Source organism: Acinetobacter albensis, from assembly GCF_900095025.1.
Classification (GTDB): domain Bacteria; phylum Pseudomonadota; class Gammaproteobacteria; order Pseudomonadales; family Moraxellaceae; genus Acinetobacter; species Acinetobacter albensis.
In genome coordinates, this window is record NZ_FMBK01000002.1 from 78,368 (window position 1) to 99,308 (window position 20,941).

General features: G+C 38.9%; 16 protein-coding genes and 2 tRNA genes. 10 read left to right on the top strand and 8 right to left on the bottom strand.

Going from position 1 to position 20,941, the window contains the following annotated elements; all coding sequences use genetic code 11:
- The first annotated feature begins 7 nt into the window (after positions 1–7).
- Positions 8–256: a hypothetical protein gene (locus GA0116959_RS01655; RefSeq protein ID WP_092717671.1), complete on the top strand. Its 249-nt coding sequence runs from the start codon at positions 8–10 to the stop codon at positions 254–256.
- 109 nt (positions 257–365) lie between these two features.
- Here GA0116959_RS01655 and rsmI read toward each other — a convergent pair whose 3' ends face one another.
- Positions 366–1,205, bottom strand: a complete 840-nt coding sequence (gene rsmI / locus GA0116959_RS01660; protein WP_092717673.1) for a 16S rRNA (cytidine(1402)-2'-O)-methyltransferase — start codon at positions 1,203–1,205, stop codon at positions 366–368.
- A gap of 402 nt (positions 1,206–1,607) precedes the next feature.
- On the opposite strand from rsmI, the gene GA0116959_RS01665 reads away from it, so the two are divergent.
- The 3 genes from GA0116959_RS01665 to GA0116959_RS01675 all read left to right on the top strand — a co-directional run bounded on the left by GA0116959_RS01665 (position 1,608) and on the right by GA0116959_RS01675 (position 3,665).
- Complete coding sequence (locus tag GA0116959_RS01665; RefSeq protein WP_092717676.1) at positions 1,608–2,039, top strand: YraN family protein; 432 nt, start codon at positions 1,608–1,610, stop codon at positions 2,037–2,039.
- Positions 2,040–2,104: 65 nt separating this feature from the next.
- Complete coding sequence (locus GA0116959_RS01670; RefSeq protein WP_092717679.1) at positions 2,105–2,788, top strand: BON domain-containing protein; 684 nt, start codon at positions 2,105–2,107, stop codon at positions 2,786–2,788.
- Positions 2,778–3,665: an alpha/beta hydrolase gene (locus GA0116959_RS01675; protein ID WP_092717682.1), complete on the top strand. Its 888-nt coding sequence runs from the start codon at positions 2,778–2,780 to the stop codon at positions 3,663–3,665. Before GA0116959_RS01670 ends, GA0116959_RS01675 begins: the two co-directional genes overlap by 11 nt.
- A gap of 1 nt (position 3,666) precedes the next feature.
- On the opposite strand, the gene nudC is transcribed toward GA0116959_RS01675, so the two are convergent.
- The 3 genes from nudC to dnaQ form a co-directional block, all read right to left on the bottom strand.
- On the bottom strand, positions 3,667–4,440 hold the full coding sequence (gene nudC, locus GA0116959_RS01680; RefSeq protein ID WP_092717685.1) for an NAD(+) diphosphatase: 774 nt from the start codon (positions 4,438–4,440) through the stop codon (positions 3,667–3,669).
- The gene (locus GA0116959_RS01685; protein ID WP_092717688.1) at positions 4,440–6,086 is read right to left on the bottom strand and encodes a chemotaxis protein; all 1,647 of its coding nucleotides are present in this window, start codon (positions 6,084–6,086) and stop codon (positions 4,440–4,442) included. The genes nudC and GA0116959_RS01685 overlap by 1 nt, the downstream gene beginning before the upstream one ends.
- A 126-nt stretch (positions 6,087–6,212) precedes the next feature.
- A complete protein-coding gene (gene dnaQ / locus GA0116959_RS01690) occupies positions 6,213–7,613 on the bottom strand; it encodes a DNA polymerase III subunit epsilon (RefSeq protein WP_092717691.1) in 1,401 nt (466 codons plus the stop codon).
- A gap of 223 nt (positions 7,614–7,836) precedes the next feature.
- Here dnaQ and GA0116959_RS01695 point away from each other — a divergent pair, with 223 nt between their 5' ends.
- The 6 genes from GA0116959_RS01695 to GA0116959_RS01720 all read left to right on the top strand — a co-directional run bounded on the left by GA0116959_RS01695 (position 7,837) and on the right by GA0116959_RS01720 (position 17,964).
- Positions 7,837–11,085 carry a LysM peptidoglycan-binding domain-containing protein gene (locus tag GA0116959_RS01695; protein ID WP_092717694.1) on the top strand — a complete coding sequence of 1,083 codons (3,249 nt, stop codon included), beginning with the start codon at positions 7,837–7,839 and terminating at the stop codon, positions 11,083–11,085.
- 27 nt (positions 11,086–11,112) lie between these two features.
- Positions 11,113–12,951 carry an extracellular solute-binding protein gene (locus tag GA0116959_RS01700; RefSeq protein ID WP_092717697.1) on the top strand — a complete coding sequence of 613 codons (1,839 nt, stop codon included), beginning with the start codon at positions 11,113–11,115 and terminating at the stop codon, positions 12,949–12,951.
- A 32-nt stretch (positions 12,952–12,983) separates the two neighbouring features.
- Positions 12,984–14,048, top strand: a complete 1,065-nt coding sequence (locus GA0116959_RS01705) for a microcin C ABC transporter permease YejB (protein WP_092717700.1) — start codon at positions 12,984–12,986, stop codon at positions 14,046–14,048.
- Positions 14,048–15,061: an ABC transporter permease gene (locus GA0116959_RS01710; protein WP_092717703.1), complete on the top strand. Its 1,014-nt coding sequence runs from the start codon at positions 14,048–14,050 to the stop codon at positions 15,059–15,061. The genes GA0116959_RS01705 and GA0116959_RS01710 overlap by 1 nt, the downstream gene beginning before the upstream one ends.
- Positions 15,036–16,625 (top strand): ABC transporter ATP-binding protein, encoded by a 1,590-nt coding sequence (locus GA0116959_RS01715; protein WP_092717706.1) that lies wholly within the window; start codon positions 15,036–15,038, stop codon positions 16,623–16,625. Before GA0116959_RS01710 ends, GA0116959_RS01715 begins: the two co-directional genes overlap by 26 nt.
- 94 nt (positions 16,626–16,719) lie before the next feature.
- Positions 16,720–17,964 (top strand): NADH:flavin oxidoreductase/NADH oxidase family protein, encoded by a 1,245-nt coding sequence (locus GA0116959_RS01720; protein ID WP_092717708.1) that lies wholly within the window; start codon positions 16,720–16,722, stop codon positions 17,962–17,964.
- Between the two features lie 221 nt (positions 17,965–18,185).
- Here GA0116959_RS01720 and GA0116959_RS01725 read toward each other — a convergent pair.
- The 4 genes from GA0116959_RS01725 to GA0116959_RS01740 form a co-directional block, all read right to left on the bottom strand.
- Positions 18,186–18,261: transfer RNA gene (locus GA0116959_RS01725), tRNA-Glu, on the bottom strand.
- A gap of 11 nt (positions 18,262–18,272) precedes the next feature.
- A tRNA-Glu gene (locus GA0116959_RS01730) sits at positions 18,273–18,348 on the bottom strand.
- Between the two features lie 127 nt (positions 18,349–18,475).
- Complete coding sequence (locus GA0116959_RS01735; protein ID WP_092717710.1) at positions 18,476–19,369, bottom strand: hypothetical protein; 894 nt, start codon at positions 19,367–19,369, stop codon at positions 18,476–18,478.
- Positions 19,370–19,450: 81 nt separating this feature from the next.
- The gene (locus GA0116959_RS01740) at positions 19,451–20,869 is read right to left on the bottom strand and encodes an amino acid permease (RefSeq protein ID WP_092717713.1); all 1,419 of its coding nucleotides are present in this window, start codon (positions 20,867–20,869) and stop codon (positions 19,451–19,453) included.
- Positions 20,870–20,941: the final 72 nt, after the last annotated feature.

Here is a 20,941-nt window from a genome sequence, read left to right on the forward strand (position 1 = left end):
AACAACAATGACAGATATGAATGATTACGATGATGCAGAAGAAAATGCAGTCGATGATGATGAAGCAAAAGCTGCTGAAAAAGGCGCATCTGAAAGTGAAACCACACTGACCGATGGAGATGTTGCAGAAGCTGAAACACTCACTGTGACGGCTAAATTAAAACAACGTCAAGCGTTAGAAGATGAAGTCGCAGCATTTCTTGCTCGTGGTGGTCGCATTACTGAAGTTCCTGCGGATGAGTCTGCGCAAGATTAAGGCTTTAGCGAAATATTTATCTCTTGAAATCCATCAATTGTTGAAACTATATTCATATATAAAAAAAGCATCACAACTGTGATGCTTTTTTTGATTTTCATTCTTTATTTTAGTCTTTATGGGTCAATTCTAAAGCACGCTGATAAGCCACTTTCTTTTTTATTCCGGTTAAGTCAGCTGCTAATTGTGAAGCTGCTTTAACAGACAAATCTTGTAAAAGGCGATTCAGTAATTGATCTAGCTTTTCTTGTTCCATATCTTTTTCTATAGTGGAGCCGCCCACGACCAACACAATTTCACCTTTTTTCTGGTGATGATCAGATTCAATCCATTCAATTAAATCTGCTAAAGTCATTTTTTTAATGGTTTCAAAGGTTTTGGTGATTTCTCTTGCAAATCCTACAGGACGATCAGCACCAAAAACCTGTGCCATATCTTTAACCGAATCTAAAATACGATGCGGTGCTTCGTAAAAGATTAATGTCTGTGTTTCATCTTTTAATTTTTCTAACTGAATTAAGCGCTGAGATTGTCGTGAAGGTAAAAAGCCTTCAAAACTAAATCGGTCACTGGGTAGGCCGACAGAACTGAGTGCTGCAATTGCAGCACAAGCACCAGGAACTGGAGTCACTCGAATACCATGTTGTTGTGCAGCACGCACCAGTTTAAAACCCGGATCACTAATGAGTGGAGTACCCGCATCACTAATCAAAGCCATGTTTTCGCCGTTAAGCACTCTTTGAATGAGCAGGTCGATTTTATTACTTTCATTGTGTTCATGACATGCAGTCAAAGGTGTGGAGATATTAAAATGCTTCAAGAGTTGAGCAGATGTGCGCGTATCTTCTGCAGCAATAATACTGACCGATTTTAAAACTTCGATGGCACGATAAGTAATGTCATCTAAGTGCCCAATTGGGGTGGCTACAACAAATAATTGAGCACTCATTCGGTTTCTCCAAAATAAAAAAGTCTAAAATCATAAAAATCTAAATACTAAAAATAGTTACTGGTTTGTGGAGTTAGGTTACACAAACTGAAAGCTGGGTCATTTTACCTGAATTTAGGGGTAGGGCATAAGCTTGATTTAGGGTTGAGGTCAGTTGTATGAGTGCTTATTCAGCATTAACTTTCAAAATTGTAGTTAAAACTGTAAATTTAGATTAAAGGGTTAGCTGTTTAATGGGTTAAGTCCGATAAAATGTAAATAATAAGATTTTTTATTATTTGTGTATAAAATCAAAAAAATCAGTTGCTACAAAGCCCAAATCAAAGCATGTGTGACCTATGGTGTGAGCCAGCTTAGATGAAATTTAATAAAAAAATTAATAAAAAATGTGAGTAATTCGCAATGTCAAATGCTATACCAATACATCTTAATTTAGGCCAATGGGCAGAGAAACAAGCATTAAGTTTTTTACAAACTCAAGGGTTTAGCTTAATTGTAGCGAATTATCATTGTCGTTATGGTGAAATTGATCTTATTGTGCAAAAAGATCAAGAGATTATTTTTGTTGAAGTAAAAGCGCGATCAAGCACTCAATATGCACAATCGTATGAAACGATTTCGCTTTCAAAACAAAAGAAAATTATGAAATCGGCATTGTATTTTTTAGAGAATGAACCCCGTTTTTCCGCATTTTATTGTCGTTTTGATGTGATTTGTTTTGATTTTTTTCAACAATTTGCAAAAAAGATACAGCATGATTTTTCTAAATTCCCTTATGATCAACAATGGATTGAAAATGCTTTTACTTTTGATCAAGAGTTTATTAATCTTTGAACAAAATCAGAGCACAAATACTGAAATAAAACCAAATTCAAATTAGAGATGAGGAGTCTTGCTGAGTGTTTAACCGTATTGCAATGACGTTACTGTGTGTAGCAAGTTTATCTGGTTGTGCGAGTTTCATCTCGAGTGGCACAGGGTCATCACCAGTAGGTACAGAAAGTGGTGTTCGTTCACTTGGACAAGTCTTTATTGATTCTTCGATAGAACGGACTGCTAAAATAAATTTATATAAATTGGATGCGCGTTTCAAACAAGCTCGTGTAAATATTGAAAGTTTTCATGGAAATGTTTTACTGACAGGACAAGTACCTGATGCCCATTTAAAGCAGTTGGCTGAAGATAACGTGCGGGCTATGACGGATGTCAAAACTGTACATAATTACATTACCGTGGGTAATCAGATTGGTTATAGCACGATTATGCAAGACACTACGGTCACTGCAAATACGCGTGGCTTGATTATGAAGGCGACTGTGGTTTCAGACAGTAAAGTACGTATTCATACTGAAGATGGTATTTTATATGTGATGGGGCGTTTGAATAATGCCGAAATTACTGATCTGAATCAGGTGTTGGCACAGGTTGGAAATGTGACCAAAATTATTACTCTGATTGATAATATTGAACAATCACGCAGCCTGACGTCAAGCTTTAGTAGCCCACTGGTAAGCGCACAACCGACTGAGCAAACACCAGTGGCGATTGATCCTGATCAAGTTGAGCCTATAAATGCTCAGTAAGATGGCCCAATCTGTAAAATATAGTTTAAATCAAAAAATCGTAAGGGCGAAGTCAGCTTGTCAGGATTTTCGCCTTCACGATTTTGGTAGTTATGCCTTAAACCGTTTAACTCCACGCACAGGATATACGCTACACAAGAATATCGCTTACGGTTTAAAAGCCAGACAACGTCTCGATATTTTTTGTAGCACTAGGCCACGCTCACAACGGCCATTGATTGTCTTTGTTCATGGCGGCGCATGGCTACATGGAGATAAAAAAGACTATCGCTTTGTTGGTGAGGCTTTTGCCAAGGAAGGATATGACGTTGCGATTATCAATTATCATCTTGCACCAGAATATATTTTTCCCAGTTATATTGATGATTTGAGTCTAGCACTGAATTATTTAACTCAACATCAATTGAAATTAAAGATTCAGGCTGAACAAATTATTTTGATGGGGCATTCGGCAGGGGCATTTAATATCATGTCTGCGCTGTATCATCCGCAGCCTTATAGTTTAAAATCCCGTGAAAAAATTCGTGCTGTGGTCGGTTTATGTGGGCCCTATCATTTTGATTATAAGGATGATCCTTTATGCGCAGATGCATTTGATCAGTCGGTCTCTTATCAGCATGTGATGCCTTATTATTTTGTTGAACCTAATAACATCAAGCACTATCTGTTTACAGCATCCAATGATCAGGTTGTAGCAAAAACTAATGCAATTGATTTTGATCATATTTTGAAGAAAAAAGGCAATCATAGTCAAATGATTAGCATTCCTAGAACAGGGCATATTTCGATTCTAGGATCGGTTTCAAGCCTTTTTAGTCGTTACTTTCAAACTAAAAAACAGATTTTACATGTATTAAATGAAGCGCTAGATAATTAATTTATAACCATTTTTGAGTGTCGTCAGCGACGGGAGTGCCTTCGATGACATGTTTAATCATGGCATAGGCGATACTGCCTTTGAATGGAATTTCAGGCAGTTGATCAAATTTAAAAAATTCTGCATCGCTAATTTCTTCTTCTTGCAGCTCAATTTCCCCAGAAGCATACTCTGCACGAAAAGCCAGCATTAAATTGCTCGGGAAAGGCCACGGTTGACTGGCCAAATATTGAATATTTTTTACTTTTAATCCCACTTCTTCTAAAGTTTCCCGGCGCACAGCTTCTTCTAGTGTTTCACCCACTTCGACAAAACCTGCAATCAAGCCATACATGTTGGTTTTATTTTTTGCATTTTTAGCCAGTAATATTTCATCATTGCCACGAGTAATAATAGTAATCACACAAGGTTGCACACGAGGATATTGATGATAACGGCAGCTAGGGCAAATCATGGCATATTCAGAAGGATGAATATGGGTTTGATGTCCACAATGACTACAGAATTTATGATTTTTACGCCATTCTAAAAGCTGAATAGCACGACTGGCATGTTCGAATTGTTGCGTGTTCCAAAGCGTTAATAGCTGTCGTATGGGAACCAATTGTAATCCTGTAGGAATAGGCTCATCTTCAAGCAGATCACGGGCAATCACTCGATCACCCGTATTCATTTGAAGGTCACTTGCTAAACTTTCAACTCGAGGTAGTTGAAAATGGTGATCCACTAAAAGTTGTTGTTGATGGAAAATATAAGCAAGTGATAATTCAGACATTAGGCCACTATTTTTTTCAGGTTTTCACTACTTTTCAATGCTACATTAAACATGGCTTGTAATACAGGTTGTTTGTATTTTAAATTGTCAATCATCATGTCGGCACTGGCTAATGTATCGAGTATTTGATTAATCTGTTCAGGTTCAATATTCGTTGAGCTTTCAGATTGCTGCTGAATAAATTTAGCTGCTGTCTGAATGGCCATATACCCAGTTTCTGCATTTAAGAATATTATTGCGCCTGCAATTTCACAGAGTTGAGTTGGGGTGTTTTGCAACAGTGTTAAATCTTTATCTTGTAAATAATGAACTAAATTTTGGCTACAAAGCTCAATCACTGCTTTAGTTTCGTTGAGTAAAGCAACATGTGCCTCATCCAAACGATCTAAAGAAATATTCATGTTATTTACACGCAGTTGTAAACGGCTTGATGTGTAATGGCGCTCTAATATTCCAATTGAATTCATTGCAGATAAAATACAATTCATTAATTGTTGTGCAAAATTTTCATTTTTAAGGACTTCAGCATTACTTAATAGGCTTGCCTGACGCGATAAGTCGTGATGTGCTTCATTGAGGTTCAGCACTTTGAAAATATTGGCTAGATTGGTGAGTTTGTCTTGTAGCTCTTGAGTTTTTTCAGGCGACATATTTTGATAGTTAAATTCGATATCATTACGTACTTGATGCATTTCTGTGGTTACAAGTTCACTAATGGTATGGATGGTATCCAAGTCTGGGCCATATAAATGACGGCTAAACACTTGTAATTGGGTATCGGTAAGGTGATCTTCAGCGATATTAAGTTGACTGCGAATCTGTTGAGCTACGTTATCTTCCTGACTGATACATAAACTTAAAATGTTGGCCATATCGCTCATAGTGGCATTAAAACGCTCAGGTGCATTGAAATAGTGTGCCATATTTCTTTCAATACTAATCAGTGTACGTAAACGTGGATCATTTAGCAGTAATTGATCAATTTGATTGAATGCAACATGAACCAGTCTCCAATATTGCTTGCTGATTGTGGTGTCGGACAAACCTGCTAAATAGGCACCGACCAGTTTAATTGCTTGAATATCAAATTCAGTTTCTTGTTGTTTGAGCAATTTGTTCAAAGATAATTTATATAAACGATGAACATACTCAGATTTTTCTAATGTGGGTGCTACAGGTAATTGAAAATCAGGGCTTAGAAAATTGAGCAAGGCTTCAATATGCTGACCTTCTGAGGTAAGCGGTTTAGCCAAAGCCATTTCTAGACGATTGAGTGTATCGAGTAAGAATTGTGGAATTTGTACTTCACGTAGACAAATAAACTCAATATAACGCTTTAGCATAGTGGTACCTTCACTTAAGGCAATCACTTCTTGAGTATTGATTTGCGTCGGGTGTTGCATGATTTTACGCATTAACTCGGCAGAATACTCAGCGATTTTAGCCAAATTCGGCATATCAATCAGGGCAAGCACATGTGCGCATTGCTCAAACTGATTGAGTGCATCATCAATACCAAAAGGTAAAACTTGGTCTTCTGCTAAGCTACTTACCGCTGATTCGACTAATTTAATTGAGTTATCAACCTCATTTTTTATTATCAGCAATGCAGTCGGGTCAAAATGAATAGAGGTTTGGTAAGACATTGATCTGCACCTTTCCTAGTGTTTTATCTGATTATGAGCAGCCAATTAAGGGCGAAATTTCTTTATGTCTAACTATAGCGTAACTGCTAAATGTTTAAATACAAAAAACCTCTAAAAATGTAGATTTTATTTTGTAAAAAGACAAGCTGTTCCATGTTTTTCTTCAAATTGTTTGACCCACATCTCATGTTCTTCAAGTTCTTGTTCAGAAGGATAAATAACAGGAAGCTCTAAAATAGGCAGGTTTTCACGTGCATTTTGAGCGTCACGTTGCTCACTTTCACTCAAGCTATCCATATCGAATGCAACTTGACCACCTGTCATGGCCAAATAAACATCAGCTAAAATTTCAGCATCGAGTAAGGCACCATGGAAGGTACGATCTCGTTGAGGAATTTCATAGCGACGCACTAAGGCATCAAGCGAGTTTTTTTGCCCTGGATGCTTATTTTTTGCCATGGCCAAGGTGTCGGTCACTTCACAGACCTCTGATAAGCGCGAAAATCCAGCGCGCTTAAATTCCATGTTTAAGAAGTTCATATCAAAGGTGGCATTATGCGCAATAATTTCGGCACCTTTTAAATACTCAAAAAGAACCTCGGCAATTTCTGCATATACGGGTTTATCTTTTAAAAAAGCATCTGAAATACCATGAATATTTTCAGAGTCACCCACTGGTTTTTGTGGATTAATATAAATATGAATCGAGCTACCAGTAAGTTTGCGATTCACCATTTCAATGGCGCCAACTTCGACAATCCGATCGCTGTCCTGAAAATAAAAACCGGTGGTTTCAGTGTCTAGAATAAGTTGTCGTGGTCCATAAACCTGTTTTGTTCGAGGGGTGATCACAATATGTGGGTGTGTTGTGCTTGATTCAGGCACAGCAACAGAGGCTAAGGTGCTGGCTTGATTATTCGTTTCAGTGGAGAAATTTTCATTTTCAATATGTGCTGACTCCATTCCATCTAAAACTTCACTTTCATCCTGCACATTAGATTCCATTGAGTCGAAGCCGAATGGGTCATCGAGAAGCCAATCTTTTTCATCTTTTTTTTTATCATTTGAACTTTTGTCTGCTTTCAATGCGAGATTTTTCATTGAGGCTAAAGTTTGGTCTGCACCAAGGTTGGCCAGTTGATCGGCCATTTCATTGCCTGCATGACCTGCATGTCCTTTAATCCAGTTCCATTCAATTTCACGACCTTGGCAGGTTGCATCCAACAGTTTCCAAAGATCGGGGTTTTTAACATCTTTCCAGTTTTTCTTTTTCCAGCCATGAATCCATTCAGTTATCCCTTGTTTAACATAATTAGAATCTGTCCAGATAATCAGTTTGGCATCGGTTGGGCAAAACTTAACGCCTTCAATCGCAGCAGTGAGTTCCATCCGATTATTGGTGGTATCAGGTTCACCACCAAAAATTTTATGCTCTTCCGATTCAGTAATAATATAAGCACCCCAACCGCCTAAACCAGGATTCCCCCGACAAGCGCCATCGACATAAAGAGTGATTGTTTGAGCCATAAAACCAAATCCGAAGCAGTAAAAAGAGAATTAATTTGAATGTACTAAAGACTGTATTGTATAACGCAATTACACTGTCGTATTGCATAACCTGATTATTTTTTAATTTCTTGTAACATATATACTGAAATAGCATTAAATTATTGCCTTGTGTCTGTCACATGCTTCACTACAATGTCAGTTCTAAAAAATAAATTTTATACGAGTTGTTTGGATATCTTTTATGTATAAACCAACCGCGATTTTGTTGCAGCCTTCATTTCCTCATTTTTTTAAAATAACTGTCTTGGGGTCAGCGCTTGCTGCTTTGGGTCTGACTGGCTGTTCTTCGAGCCAAAGTGCAACCCAAAGTTCAAAATCGAACATGGTTGGTTCAGGCTATTTAGATGCGAATAGTTTGGACTCATTGGAAGATTTACTTTCCGCAACAGATATGCGTGCGGTAGAAGGTGATCGTCTATTAATTTTAAAACACGGTGATGTGTGGAAACGCATGACGGTGGGTTTTAAAATGGATCAAACCCATTGGGATTCGCGTATTGAAGCGCAGCGTGGGTGGTTTATTTCGCGTCAACCCTATTTAGATCGTTTAAGTGCTCGTGCGTCTCGCTATCTTTATCACACCGTTAAAGAGGCAGAACGTCGTGGTTTACCGACTGAACTGGCATTGTTACCCATTATTGAAAGCTCTTACGATCCTGCCGCGACCAGCAGCGCTGCCGCAGCAGGGATGTGGCAGTTTATTCCAAGTACAGGACGTATCTATGGTTTAAAGCAAACCAGTTTGTATGATGGTCGTCGTGATGTAGTGGAATCAACGCGTGCCGCCTATGAGTTTTTAGGAAGTTTATACAATCAATTTGGTTCATGGGAATTGGCCTTGGCTGCCTATAATGCGGGTCCAGGACGTATTCAACAGGCGATTAACCGCAACAAAGCAGCAGGTTTGCCAACGGATTACTGGTCACTTAAACTGCCTCAAGAAACGATGAATTATGTACCACGTTTTTTAGCAGTTGCACAAATTATTAAAAATCCAAATGCTTATGGTGTGTCACTACCCCCGATTGCCAATCGTCCACATTTTAGAGAAATTGCTGTTGGACCAGTCAATTTAAATGAAATTGCTTCAATCACGGGTTTAAGTCGTGCTGAATTGTATCAGTTGAATCCGGGACATCGAGGAGATCAAATTGATAGCCAAAGCCCAATGCGGATTATTATTCCTGCCGATTTAAGTCCATCAATCGATGCACGAATCAAAAAATTATCACCGAATTCTGGCGGTTTATGGGCCAACACAGCTAAACCATTTACGCCTGAAAAATCTAATCCTCCCACTTTAAATACACAACAGATTACACCTGCTAAAACAGCTCCCCCTGCATTGAAGTCAAATACTACTGTAGTTACAACGGCTTCAAAGACACCTACAGCGTCTAATCCAGTACTTGCAGCAGTATCAAAATCTAAATCAACCCCTCAAGGTTCGGCAGCTTTAGCTTCTTTTGCTGCGAATAGTGATATTCCTAGTGCGCCACGTATTCCTGTTGCCGTGAATCAAGTTGCAAATGTGAAACCTATATCTGTAGAACCTGCATTGTCTGCGGCTGAACGGGAACAAATTTTGGCTGCTGTCAAAGCGGAAGGCGAAAATAAAACGGTAGAACAAGTTTTACAGCCCGTCGCCAGTAAAGCAGAACAAGAAAAGGTGGTGGAGGAGCTAAAAGCACTAGCACCTCAAGGTACAGAAATTGTTGATCCATTTGACGGTAAAATTAAATTAACTGCTATTCAGACCAGTCAGTCGATTGCAGAACAACAAGGTAAAGAATTAACCAGAGGATTTGCATATCCAAAAGGGGTAGCTGAAAATACCCGTGCCGATTCTGAAGAAGCCAAACGGAACCAAGGTAAAAATTACGTTAGAACTGATTCAGAAGTCGTGGTCAGTCCTCCTAAAGGTAAACGCAGTACCTATACAGTGTTACCGGGTGATACTTTAGCCGTGATTGCAATGAAGAATGGTTTGAACTGGCGTGATGTAGCAAAGTGGAATCAGATTGATCCGAAATCTCCTTTGTTTGTGGGAACCAGTATTTATTTATATGACGCAAAACCGCAAAATACAGAGACATCTACTCCTGTAAAATCAAAAGCTGAAAGCTATGTGGTGCAGGCAAATGATAACTTGACAGGGGTGGCAAGTCAGTTTGGGCTTTCGGTGAAACAATTGGCCGATTACAATAATTTATCGCTAAACAGTGGTTTACGTGTAGGGCAAAAACTCAATTTAAAGGAAACTGTTCAAACTTCACCTAGTATCTCAGACACACAAGTGGCGCGTTCTAATGCTGTGTCTAAAATCAAGACTAAACCGTATGTAGTAAAACGTGGTGAGTATTTAAAATTGATTGCGGAGCGTTATGCTTTGTCAAATCAAGAGTTGGCCGATTTAACCACAGGTTTAACTTCGAGCAGTAGCCTTTTAATGGGGCAAAAAATTAATGTTCCTCTTCAAACTATCGAGTCTAAATCGGACAATCAGTCCAATGAAAAAATTAGCTCTAAAATAGACAATGTGAGTGTTGAACCGACTTATAAAGTTGAAAATTATCAAGTACAGCGCGGTGATACGTTAACCAGTATCGCGCTGCAATCGAAAATTTCGTTAACGGAGTTGGCTGAGTTAAATAAAATTTCGAATACTGGCGGCTTACGTTTAGGGCAGGTGATTAAAATTCCAGCAGGATCAACTGTTCCAGAAACGTATACAGTCCAGTCAGGAGATAGCCTATCTGTTATTTCTGCCAAATATAATGTGGGTATGGACTATATTGCGAATCTGAATGGTATCAGTCGTACTACAGGTTTACGGGTAGGGCAACGTCTCAAACTCACAGGGGAAGAAACAGCATCAACTCTTAAAGATGCTAATGTTGAAAAATCCAATACACAAAAAAATAGTGATATTCATTTGGTTAAATCGGGTGAAACACTCAGCAGTATTGCCAAAAAATATCATTTACAGTTGAATTATCTTGCCGAGTTAAATGATTTATCTCGCACTGCAAATGTACGTGTTGGACAGCGTTTAAAAGTTGAAGGTGAAGCGGATCAAGCAGAGACCAAGTCAGAAGTAAAAACGGCCAAAACCTCAAAAAATTCGAAAAATACAGATGCTTATACGGTGAAATCGGGTGAGTCTCTCAATGTGATTGCCAATCGAGTAGGAATATCGGTGGCAGAATTGGCCGAACTCAACGATCTAAATGCACGTTCAGGACTGCGAGTGGGACAACAGATTACGATTCCAAAAGTGGTGACTGAATACAAAATTCAACGTGGTGATACTCTTATTGGGTTGGCAAACCGTTATGGTTTGGATACGGTCAAATTGGCTGAAATGAATGCGATGCAGCCGAATACTCAATTGCGTATTGGTGCAATCATTAAAGTCCCAAATTTATAACGCTGTAAAGACAGGGAGTAGGGAAGAATGTCGTTTGCTATCTTAAAAAGGTGCACATTTATAGGTGGACTGGTTTTTTTAAGCCAAGCGCTCAATGCTGCTTTGCAAACGACACCTTATATTGCGATCCATAGTCAGCCTAAATATGCTGCTTTATCGGTCATGCCTTATGCCAATATTCATGCGCCTAAAGGCGGTTATTTAAGTCAAGCCAGCAATGGCACTTTTGACAATTTAAATAGCATGAATGGTAAAGGGAGTTCGACTGAAGGAATTGATCATCTATTTGATTCACTGATGGCAAATTCGCTGGATGAACCCGGTGTGATGTATCCATTACTTGCAGAGAAGGTAACCTTCGATCCTGATAAAACACGTTATGTCATTTTTCATTTAAATCCGAAAGCACGTTTCAGTGATGGGAGTGCAGTCACTGCACAAGATGTAAAATTTAGTTTTGATGCTTATCAAACCAAATCCAATCCAGGTTTACAAATGTATTTGGCAGACTTGGATAAAACTGAAGTACTGTCCAAATATGCAGTCAAAATGAGTTTCAAGTCGGAAAATAACGCGGAAATGCCACTGATTTTGTCATCTTTGCCTATTTATTCCGCTAAAGATTGGCAAGGCAAAGATTTTACTCGTGTCACCATGCAACCTATTTTAGGTTCTGGTCCATATTTAATTGATCGGATTGATGCAGGTCGAAGTATTACCTATAAACGTAATCCAAATTATTGGGGTAAAGATTTACCTGTGAATAAGGGGCGTTATAATTTTGAACGCTTGAAGTATGTTTACTATCGTAATCTCGATATTGCATTTGAAGGGTTCAAATCTGGGCAATATACGCTGCATGAAGAATTTACTGCACGTAAATGGGTGACCGAATATGATTTTCCTGCGGTAAAAGCAGGAATGGTGGTGAAATATAAGTTTCAGCATCAAAATCCCATTCCAACACAAAGTTTTGTATTTAATACTCGGCGTGCCCCTTTTGATGACATTCAATTTCGTCAGGCCATTAGTAATGCCTATGATTTTGAATGGCAAAATAAAGCCCTTTTTTATGGGCAATATCAACGCTTACAAAGCTATTTTTCGAACAGTGAACTAGAAGCGAAAGGAATTCCAAGTCAGGCTGAAATGGCGATTTTGAAACCACATTTAGCCCGATTAAGTCCCATTCAACGTCAAGGTGTATTGAAAAAATGGCAATATCCTGTTTCGGATGCCAGTGGTTTTAATCGAGTACATTTACTCATGGCACGGCAGCAGTTGCTTCAAGCAGGCTATCGGGTTAAAAATGGTCAATTACTGGATACTAAAGGCAAACCGATTCGTATTGAATTTTTGATTCATCAAGATGGATTGCAACGTACACTCATGCCATTTATACGCAATATGAAACGCTTAGGTGTACAAGTGAGTATTCGTCATGTTGATGTACCCCAATATATTGAACGAATGCGAAGTAAAGATTTCGATATGACGACTAGTGTGATGCCACAATCCCTGAATCCGGGCAATGAACAAGCGCAATTTTGGGGCAGTGCATCGGCAGATCAACCTGGAAATTATAATTATTCAGGGATAAAAAATCCTGTCATTGATACGCTGATTGAGCAAATTATTCAAGCACCTAATCGGGAACAACTGGTGTTGCGAACCCAAGTTCTCGATCGTTTATTACGTGCAGGCTATTATCAAATTCCAACTTATGGTAAAGGTGAAAACTGGTTTGCATATTGGAATATGTATCATCAACCGAAAGTGAAACCCAAGCTCTCAGCGGGAATTGATTACTGGTGGAGCGATGCCGCACAAGCCAAAAAAGTAAACCAATATTTAAGAAAACAATAAGCAATTACCCAGACACAAGGAATATTGTTTCGATGGGCCTATACATATTAAAAAGACTACTGCTGATTATTCCGACGCTGTTTTTCATTTTATTGATTAACTTTATCGTGGTTCAAATTGCACCCGGTGGTCCAGTCGAACAAGCCATTCAACAAGCCGAAGCTTTTCAGGGTATTGGGGCAACAGGTGGCGAAACTGCGTCGACTCAAAGTCATTATGAGGGCGCCAAAGGTTTAAGTGAAGAAATGGTGGCAAAAATTAAAGCGCAATATGGCTTTGATGAACCTGCACCGACACGTTTTTGGAATATGCTGAAAAGCTATGCGAGTTTTGATTTTGGTACCAGTTTTTTTAAAGACAAACCTGTTACACAATTGCTTTGGGAAAAAATGCCCGTTTCTTTGTCTTTAGGCCTTTGGAGTACTCTGCTGATTTATTTGGTGTCTATTCCTTTGGGGATTAAAAAAGCACGTCAACATGGTATGTTTTTTGATAAATCAACTTCAATGTTATTGGCAATAGGATATGCCGTTCCAGCTTTTATTTTTGCAGTTTTATTGATTGTATTTTTTGCTGGTGGTTCCTATTTCCAGTGGTTTCCACTGCAAGGTCTGGTCTCGGACAACTTTCAGAGTTTAAGCTGGTTAGATAAAATTAAAGATTATTTTTGGCATATGACTCTCCCTTTAATTGCAATGGTGATTGGTGGATTTGCGGGACTGACCTATTTGACCAAATATTCTTTTATGGAAGAGCTGAATAAGCAATATGTTTTGGCGGCTCGTTCCAAAGGTTTAACGGAATCGCGTGTGTTATATGGACATGTGTTTCGTAATGCCATGTTGATTGTGATTGCAGGATTGCCTGAGGCTTTGATTGGTATTTTCTTTGTCGGAAACTTGTTTATTGAAATCATCTTTAATTTAGATGGTTTGGGTTTACTGGGTTTTGAAGCGATTCAGCAACGAGATTATCCGGTCATTTTTGGTACATTGTTTTTATTTACCTTAATGGGCTTAATCTTACGCTTAATCAGTGATGTTTTATATCAAGTGATTGATCCGCGTATTAATTTTGATTCAAGAGGTGCTGAATAATGTCACCTTTAATACATGCGCGTCTACAACGATTTAAAGACAATAAACTTGGCTTTGGCTGTCTTATTTTATTTAGCATCATTTTAATATTATCACTGGCATCTGAGCTGATTGCGAACGATAAACCGCTATTGGTTAAATATGAAGATACATTATATGTTCCTGTTTTTAAATCTTATCCAGAAACTGCGTTCGGTGGAATATTTGAAACTGAAGCAGACTATAAAGATCCTGTCGTACAACAGCTGATTAATGATAAAGGTTGGGCTGTTTGGCCGTTGATTCCATATTCTTATCAAACTCCAAATTTAGAATTGGCAGTTCCTGTACCTTCTGCGCCGACTGTACAAAATTGGCTTGGCACAGATGATCAAGGTCGTGACGTGTTAGCACGTATTCTGTATGGTTTACGGGTCTCGCTGCTTTTTGGTTTTGCTTTAACTTTTGCTTCCGCTCTTTTGGGAATTATCGTTGGAGCAATACAGGGCTATTACGGTGGTTGGGTCGACCTAATTGGCCAGCGCATATTAGAAGTATGGGGAGGTTTGCCAACCTTATTTATGGTCATGATTTTGGTCAGCATGTTTACTCCAAGTGTGTATTGGTTATTTTTGATTATGCTATTTTTTGGCTGGACCACCTTAGTTGGACTGGTACGTGCCGAATTTTTGAAGGCACGAAATCTGGATTATGTACGTGCAGCACGTAGTTTAGGAGTGACAGATCGCACCATTATGTTTCGTCATATTCTACCCAATGCGATGAGCTCGAGTTTATCGCAACTCCCTTTTATGCTGACCGCCAATATCACTGCACTGACGGCATTGGACTTTTTGGGCTATGGCTTACCTCCTGATGCTGCATCACTGGGTGAACTTTTGCTTCAAGGGAAATCCAATTTAAATGCACCATGGTTAGCACTCTCAGGCTTTTTTAGCTTGGCCATTGTTTTATCTTTATTGATTTATATTGGGGAGGCGACACGCGATGCATTCGATCCAAGACGTCAGTAATTCAGACACCGTACTGTCGGTCAAACATTTAAAAATTCGACATCAACAACAGGAATTGGTTGAAGATCTTAGTTTTGACTTACATTCAGGTGAAACCATTGCAATTGTAGGTGAGAGCGGCTCTGGAAAGTCAATTAGTAGTTTGGCTTTACTGGGGCTTTTACCGAAAAATTTAGAGGTTGAGGGTCAAGTTTACTTGGGGCAACAAGATGTATTGCGACTTCAACCTGAGCAACTGAGACAAATTCGCGGTCATAAAATTGCTATGATTTTTCAAGAACCGATGACTGCTTTAAATCCATTACATCGGGTTGAAAAGATGATTGGTGAAACTTTATTGCTGCAAGGTTGGTCTAAAAAAAAGACGCAAGCACGCGTTATAGAACTGCTCAAGGATGTTGGAATCCCAGAGCCGCAAGATAAATTACGTCGTTATCCACATGAGCTTTCGGGCGGGCAACGGCAGCGTGTCATGATTGCGATGGCGTTGGCACTTGATCCTGATATTTTGATCGCAGATGAACCGACAACGGCACTCGATGTAACCTTACAAGCACAAATTTTAGCGTTATTAAAATCATTACAACACAGCCGAAATATGGCGATTATTCTGATTAGCCATGATTTAAATTTAGTTCATCGCTATGCAGATCAAGTGGTGGTGATGAAGCAAGGAAAAGTTGAAGAACAGGGTAAAGTTCATGATATTTTTACAGCACCCAAACAGGCATATACCCGAAATTTACTCAATCATGATTTTGGCGAAGCTATACAGATTGCAGAGCAGTCAAATTTGCTGACGCTACATCAAGTAGGCGTTAAGTTCCCGATTAAAGAAGGATGGTTAAATCGGGTGAAAGACTATTTTGTTGCCGTTGAGCCTTTAAATTTAGAATTGGCGCATGGCAAATCGATCGGAATTGTAGGGGAAAGTGGTTCAGGTAAAACTTCACTGGCTTTGGCCATTTCACGTTTAATCAAAAGTGATGGTAAGATTGTATTATTGTCCACTGACTTAAACCAATGCACTGAAAAGCAATTACGCCCATTACGTGCCGAATTTCAGATGGTCTTTCAAGATCCATTTAGCAGCTTAAATCCACGGCTCAATGTAGAGCAAACCATCGGTGAGGGTTTAGGTTTGCATTCACTTTCTGCTCTTGAAATATCTCAACGAATTGATGAAGCTTTAGAAAAGGTCGAATTGCCGCATTCTTTTAGAATGCGTTATCCACATGAATTATCGGGTGGTCAACGTCAACGTGTAGCACTGGCAAGAGCTTTGGTATTGAAACCAAAACTACTGATTTTGGATGAGCCAACCTCAGCATTAGACCGTACTACCCAGCGTGCTATTGTTCAATTACTCAGACGTTTACAGCAGGAGCATCAGATTAGTTACTTGTTTATTAGTCATGATTTACATGTGGTGAAAGCACTGTGTCAAAAAATTTTGGTTTTGCGTCATGCACAGGTCGTAGAGTTTCAAAGTACAACAGCATTATTTTCAAACCCACAAACTGAATATACTCAGCAATTGATTGCGGCAAGTCAGTATGTTTGAATTTACTGACAAGTCATATTGTCAGATTGAACATGATTGAATTAAAGAATAAGTTTAGACTGAATATAAATACAAAACCACTTGGAATATAACTATGAGTCATCTTGCTGAAGTCGCTACAATTCGCAATATCCCATTTAAAAATCGCATTATTAAAGGTGCGATGAGTGAAGCCTTGGCAAATCATGCAGGACAACCTAATCAATTGCATTTAGGTTTATATGAAGCATGGGCAAAAGGCGGTTTGGGTTGTGCAATTACAGGCAATGTTATGGTTGATTTCCGGGCGAAAAATGAACCGGGCGTAGTGGTGATTGAATCAGAACGTGATTTGGCTGAACTGAAAAAATGGGCAGAAGTGGGTAAGCAACATGGCATGGTGCAACTCATTCAACTGTCACATCCTGGGCGTCAGTGTCCGAAAGGCCTCAATAAAGAAACGGTGGCACCTTCTGCTGTGCCTTTTAGTCCCATGTTGGCGACCACTTTTGGTACACCTCGAGAATTACGTGAAGATGAGATTCAGGATATTATTCAACGTTTTGCAAAAGCTGCACAGGTATGTGAACAAGCAGGTTTTGAAGGCATACAGCTTCATGGTGCGCATGGGTATCTGATTAGCCAATTTCTATCACCACTGACCAATAAACGCCAAGATCAATGGGGTGGTTCGATTGAAAACCGAATGCATTTTTTATTGGAAATCTATCAGGCTGTACGTGCAGTCACTTCAGCACAGTTTATTATTTCAGTTAAACTCAATTCTGCTGATTTTCAGCGTGGTGGCATTACTGAAGAAGAAGTTATTTATGTATTTAAAACCATAGATGCTGCTGGAATTGATTTAATTGAAATTTCGGGTGGGTCTTATGAAGCACCTGCCATGGCTGGGGTTAAGTCAGAAAAGCGTAAGGAAAGTTCGATTGCGCGTGAAGCTTATTTTCTCGATTTTGCAGAAAAAATTCGTAAACAAGTGAATTGTCATTTAATGGTAACAGGCGGATTTCGTACCGTTGAAGGTATGAATGCGGCTTTGGATAGCGGAGCCTGCGAGTTTATTGGAATTGCACGTCCATTAGCAGTAGAACCTGATTTAACCCAAGGCTTGATTGCAGGCCAAGATGTACGTTATGCGGTCGATAAAATTAAAACAGGTATTCCGATGATTGATAAAATGGCGATTATGGAAATCATTTGGTATGCCGCACAGTTTAAAGATATTGCTCAAGGCAAAAGCCCAAATCCTAAATTATCACCACTCAAAGTTTTCTTTAAATATGCCAAAGGTAATATTAGTGCGATGATCAAAGGTCGAGTTAACTCACGTCGAAGCGCTTAAATCTTAAAAGATCAAAATAACAAATCGTTTTGTCTTAATCAGATTGACATTAAAAAGACTGATCTGTTTTAAGTGATGAATGCATTTTCGCCAAGTCAATATTTATTCTGAAGAACAAATATTGACTTGGTATTTGAGAAATTTTTAAGTAAAAGTAAAATGAAATAAAAAAGCCTGATTCATCATGATCAGGCTTTTTGTTGAGATTTTAATCTCGAATATGGCGACCCTACGGGGATTCGAACCCCGGTTACCGCCGTGAAAGGGCGATGTCCTAGGCCTCTAGACGATAGGGTCATCTAAAAAATTGGCGTCCCCACGGGGATTCGAACCCCGGTTACCGCCGTGAAAGGGCGATGTCCTAGGCCTCTAGACGATGGGGACGTTTCAGAGGTGGGCGTATAATAGGGTGGATATGAAAAGCTGTCAAACCTTTTTCCAAGATAATCCTTAAAAAAACAATCAACTGAATAAAAATAAAACAAATACTGAGGATTTATCTAAGAATAGGTTATTTTTCGTCTTTTAACCCATCTAAAATACTTTGAATCACGGCTGGATGTTGTAAATAACCTGCGATGCTATGTGGATTATGAATAAGCGTGGTAATCGCTTGATTAATGATTGCTGGTTTAAAATTAAAAGGATCTGTGGAGAGTGGAAAGGCTGTTAAAAAATCGTCAGGTGAATAAAAATTAAACCAGTCACCCCGAAGTTGTGGAGGACGAGCAATGGGCAAAGCTAATTTTTCTTGAATGACTTTAAAGGCCAAGGGAGAGCCTAAAGTAATGAAGCGTTGAATTTTAAAATTCGTAAATTGATGAAGCAAATTATAGGCAATCACAGTTCCCAATGAGTGTGCCACAATAATATGATCTTTATCGGAATGAATGTGATACATAATTCTTTGATGTACTTCATGCATAAAATCTGGATTGGATAAATAGAGATAGGTTTCGATTAAAAATTTATGGATTACAGTGTCATGTAATTTTGGATAATGATTTAAGAATAAACTTAGTTCTTTAAACGCATGATCTTTGGTTAAGGCTGAAATAATAGATAAGCGCTGCGTGAGTGACTTGGATTGACTGGGGTTGAACGTCGGAAGGACGGTAATTCTAGGTTTTTGTTCTTGCACAAGAGTGGTGTTATGTCTTAAATGAAAAGGCAGATGTAAATGGGTCCAAGACTGAGGAAATAAGGTGGCTAAATCTAGCGTATTATATAAGTGATGCTTACTCAGTAAATCTCCATAAAACGGCATATTGATATCTAACGATGTGATATCAAAATTTTGTTGTGCATTATTTAAACCGATTTGGAATATGTTTAACCAATAATGTTTTAATGTTGCTTCATTATAGTTTTGTTGATTCATTCCATGAATAAAAATAATTTTCATACAGCGTCTATTTTTTTATAAATACTATTGTCTGTATTCAGCATAAAAAAAAGAGTGGGTTTTGACCACTCTTTTATAGCATTAATTTACTTTTCGGTAGAAAAGATAATAACTCAGGTAACAGCCTGCAATAAAAAGCAAACATCCAATAAAGCCTGGCAGCATTTCTGGATCGGTTGCCATACTAATGCCAGTAATAAAGCAGAACACGAAACCTAAAATAGGCACTATTGGGAATAAAGGTGCAGCAAAGCCCAATTCTTTCGCTGTACGGCCTTGTTTATACCATTGTCGACGGAAATTGAATTGACTCAAGCAAATGCTCATCCAAACAATGACCATAGTAAAAGCAGCGATACCCAAGAGATTTTTAAAAATAGTTTCAGGTGCAAATTGTTCAGATAATAAACCTGGAATTGCGCCAAACATGGTGACAATAATCGCAACAAAAGGAATACCACGATGATTTAATTTAGAGAACACCGCAGGCAGTTGTTTTTTGTCAGACAAAGACCACATCATTCGTGATGCCGCATATAAACCAGAATTGGCAGCAGAGAGCAGGGCGGTAATAATGACAAAGCGAATAATGTCTTCCGCATAAGGAATACCAATATAAGTAAATACAGTCACGAATGGACTACTACTCACCCCGTGCGCATCCAAACCTGCCAACTGATGTGGTAGCAGTGCACTAATCACCACAATAGTACCCACAAAGAAAATCAGGAGACGCCAAATCGCAGCATTGATTGCTTTAGGAACATTTTTGGCAGGATCTTGGGTTTCACCCGCAGCTACGCCAATTAATTCTGTTCCTGAAAATGCAAAATTGACAATCAACATGGTAGCAAAAATAGGGAACAGACCTTGCGGAAACCAACCCTCAGCGGTCAAGTTACTAAATAAAGGTGCAGAGGTGTGACCGTGGAATGAAAGAACACCAAAAATGGCCAATAAACCTAAAATAATAAAACTGATCACTGTGATGACTTTGACCAAAGACAGCCAAAACTCAGATTCTGCAAACCATTTCGTAGAGCTCATATTGAGTCCAAAAATAATTGCTGCAAAAGTTAATGTCCAAATCCAAACTGAAATTTGAGGAAACCATTCCTGCATCAGCAAAGCTGCTGCAGTAAACTCAGTGCCTAAAGTTGCAGTCCAAGTTAACCAATATAACCAAGTGATCGTATAGCCCGTGCCTGGGCCAATATATTTTTGCGCGTACGTTCCAAATGAGCCAGATTCAGGCATATGTACAGCAAGTTCACCTAAACACAGCATTACAGCATAGGCAATTAAACCACCTAAAATGTACGCAAGAATGGCACCTACAGGCCCCGTTTGTGCAATGACTTCACCCGAACCTAAAAATAACCCTGTTCCGATTGCGCCACCCAGCGAAATCATGACCAAGTGTCGAGTACTCATAGCGCGTTTTAATGGCGCAGAATTGCCCTGATGCGAAGCATCATTCGGAGTATGAGATGACTGCATAAGAGAAAAGAAAGAGAGAAAGGAAGCGAGCTATTGTAGTGAAAAACTACAAATCTGCAATGTAATAATAGT

Excerpts from the sequence above, each read along its gene's own strand:
- GA0116959_RS01655 (WP_092717671.1), top strand. The coding sequence starts at position 8 with ATGACAGATATGAATGATTACGATGATGCAGAAGAAAATGCAGTCGAT.
- rsmI (WP_092717673.1), bottom strand. The coding sequence starts at position 1,205 with ATGAGTGCTCAATTATTTGTTGTAGCCACCCCAATTGGGCACTTAGAT.
- GA0116959_RS01665 (WP_092717676.1), top strand. The coding sequence starts at position 1,608 with ATGTCAAATGCTATACCAATACATCTTAATTTAGGCCAATGGGCAGAG.
- GA0116959_RS01675 (WP_092717682.1), top strand. The coding sequence starts at position 2,778 with ATGCTCAGTAAGATGGCCCAATCTGTAAAATATAGTTTAAATCAAAAA.
- nudC (WP_092717685.1), bottom strand. The coding sequence starts at position 4,440 with ATGTCTGAATTATCACTTGCTTATATTTTCCATCAACAACAACTTTTA.
- GA0116959_RS01685 (WP_092717688.1), bottom strand. The coding sequence starts at position 6,086 with ATGTCTTACCAAACCTCTATTCATTTTGACCCGACTGCATTGCTGATA.
- dnaQ (WP_092717691.1), bottom strand. The coding sequence starts at position 7,613 with ATGGCTCAAACAATCACTCTTTATGTCGATGGCGCTTGTCGGGGGAAT.
- GA0116959_RS01695 (WP_092717694.1), top strand. The coding sequence starts at position 7,837 with ATGTATAAACCAACCGCGATTTTGTTGCAGCCTTCATTTCCTCATTTT.
- GA0116959_RS01700 (WP_092717697.1), top strand. The coding sequence starts at position 11,113 with ATGTCGTTTGCTATCTTAAAAAGGTGCACATTTATAGGTGGACTGGTT.
- GA0116959_RS01705 (WP_092717700.1), top strand. The coding sequence starts at position 12,984 with ATGGGCCTATACATATTAAAAAGACTACTGCTGATTATTCCGACGCTG.
- GA0116959_RS01710 (WP_092717703.1), top strand. The coding sequence starts at position 14,048 with ATGTCACCTTTAATACATGCGCGTCTACAACGATTTAAAGACAATAAA.
- GA0116959_RS01715 (WP_092717706.1), top strand. The coding sequence starts at position 15,036 with ATGCATTCGATCCAAGACGTCAGTAATTCAGACACCGTACTGTCGGTC.
- GA0116959_RS01720 (WP_092717708.1), top strand. The coding sequence starts at position 16,720 with ATGAGTCATCTTGCTGAAGTCGCTACAATTCGCAATATCCCATTTAAA.
- GA0116959_RS01735 (WP_092717710.1), bottom strand. The coding sequence starts at position 19,369 with ATGAAAATTATTTTTATTCATGGAATGAATCAACAAAACTATAATGAA.
- GA0116959_RS01740 (WP_092717713.1), bottom strand. The coding sequence starts at position 20,869 with ATGCAGTCATCTCATACTCCGAATGATGCTTCGCATCAGGGCAATTCT.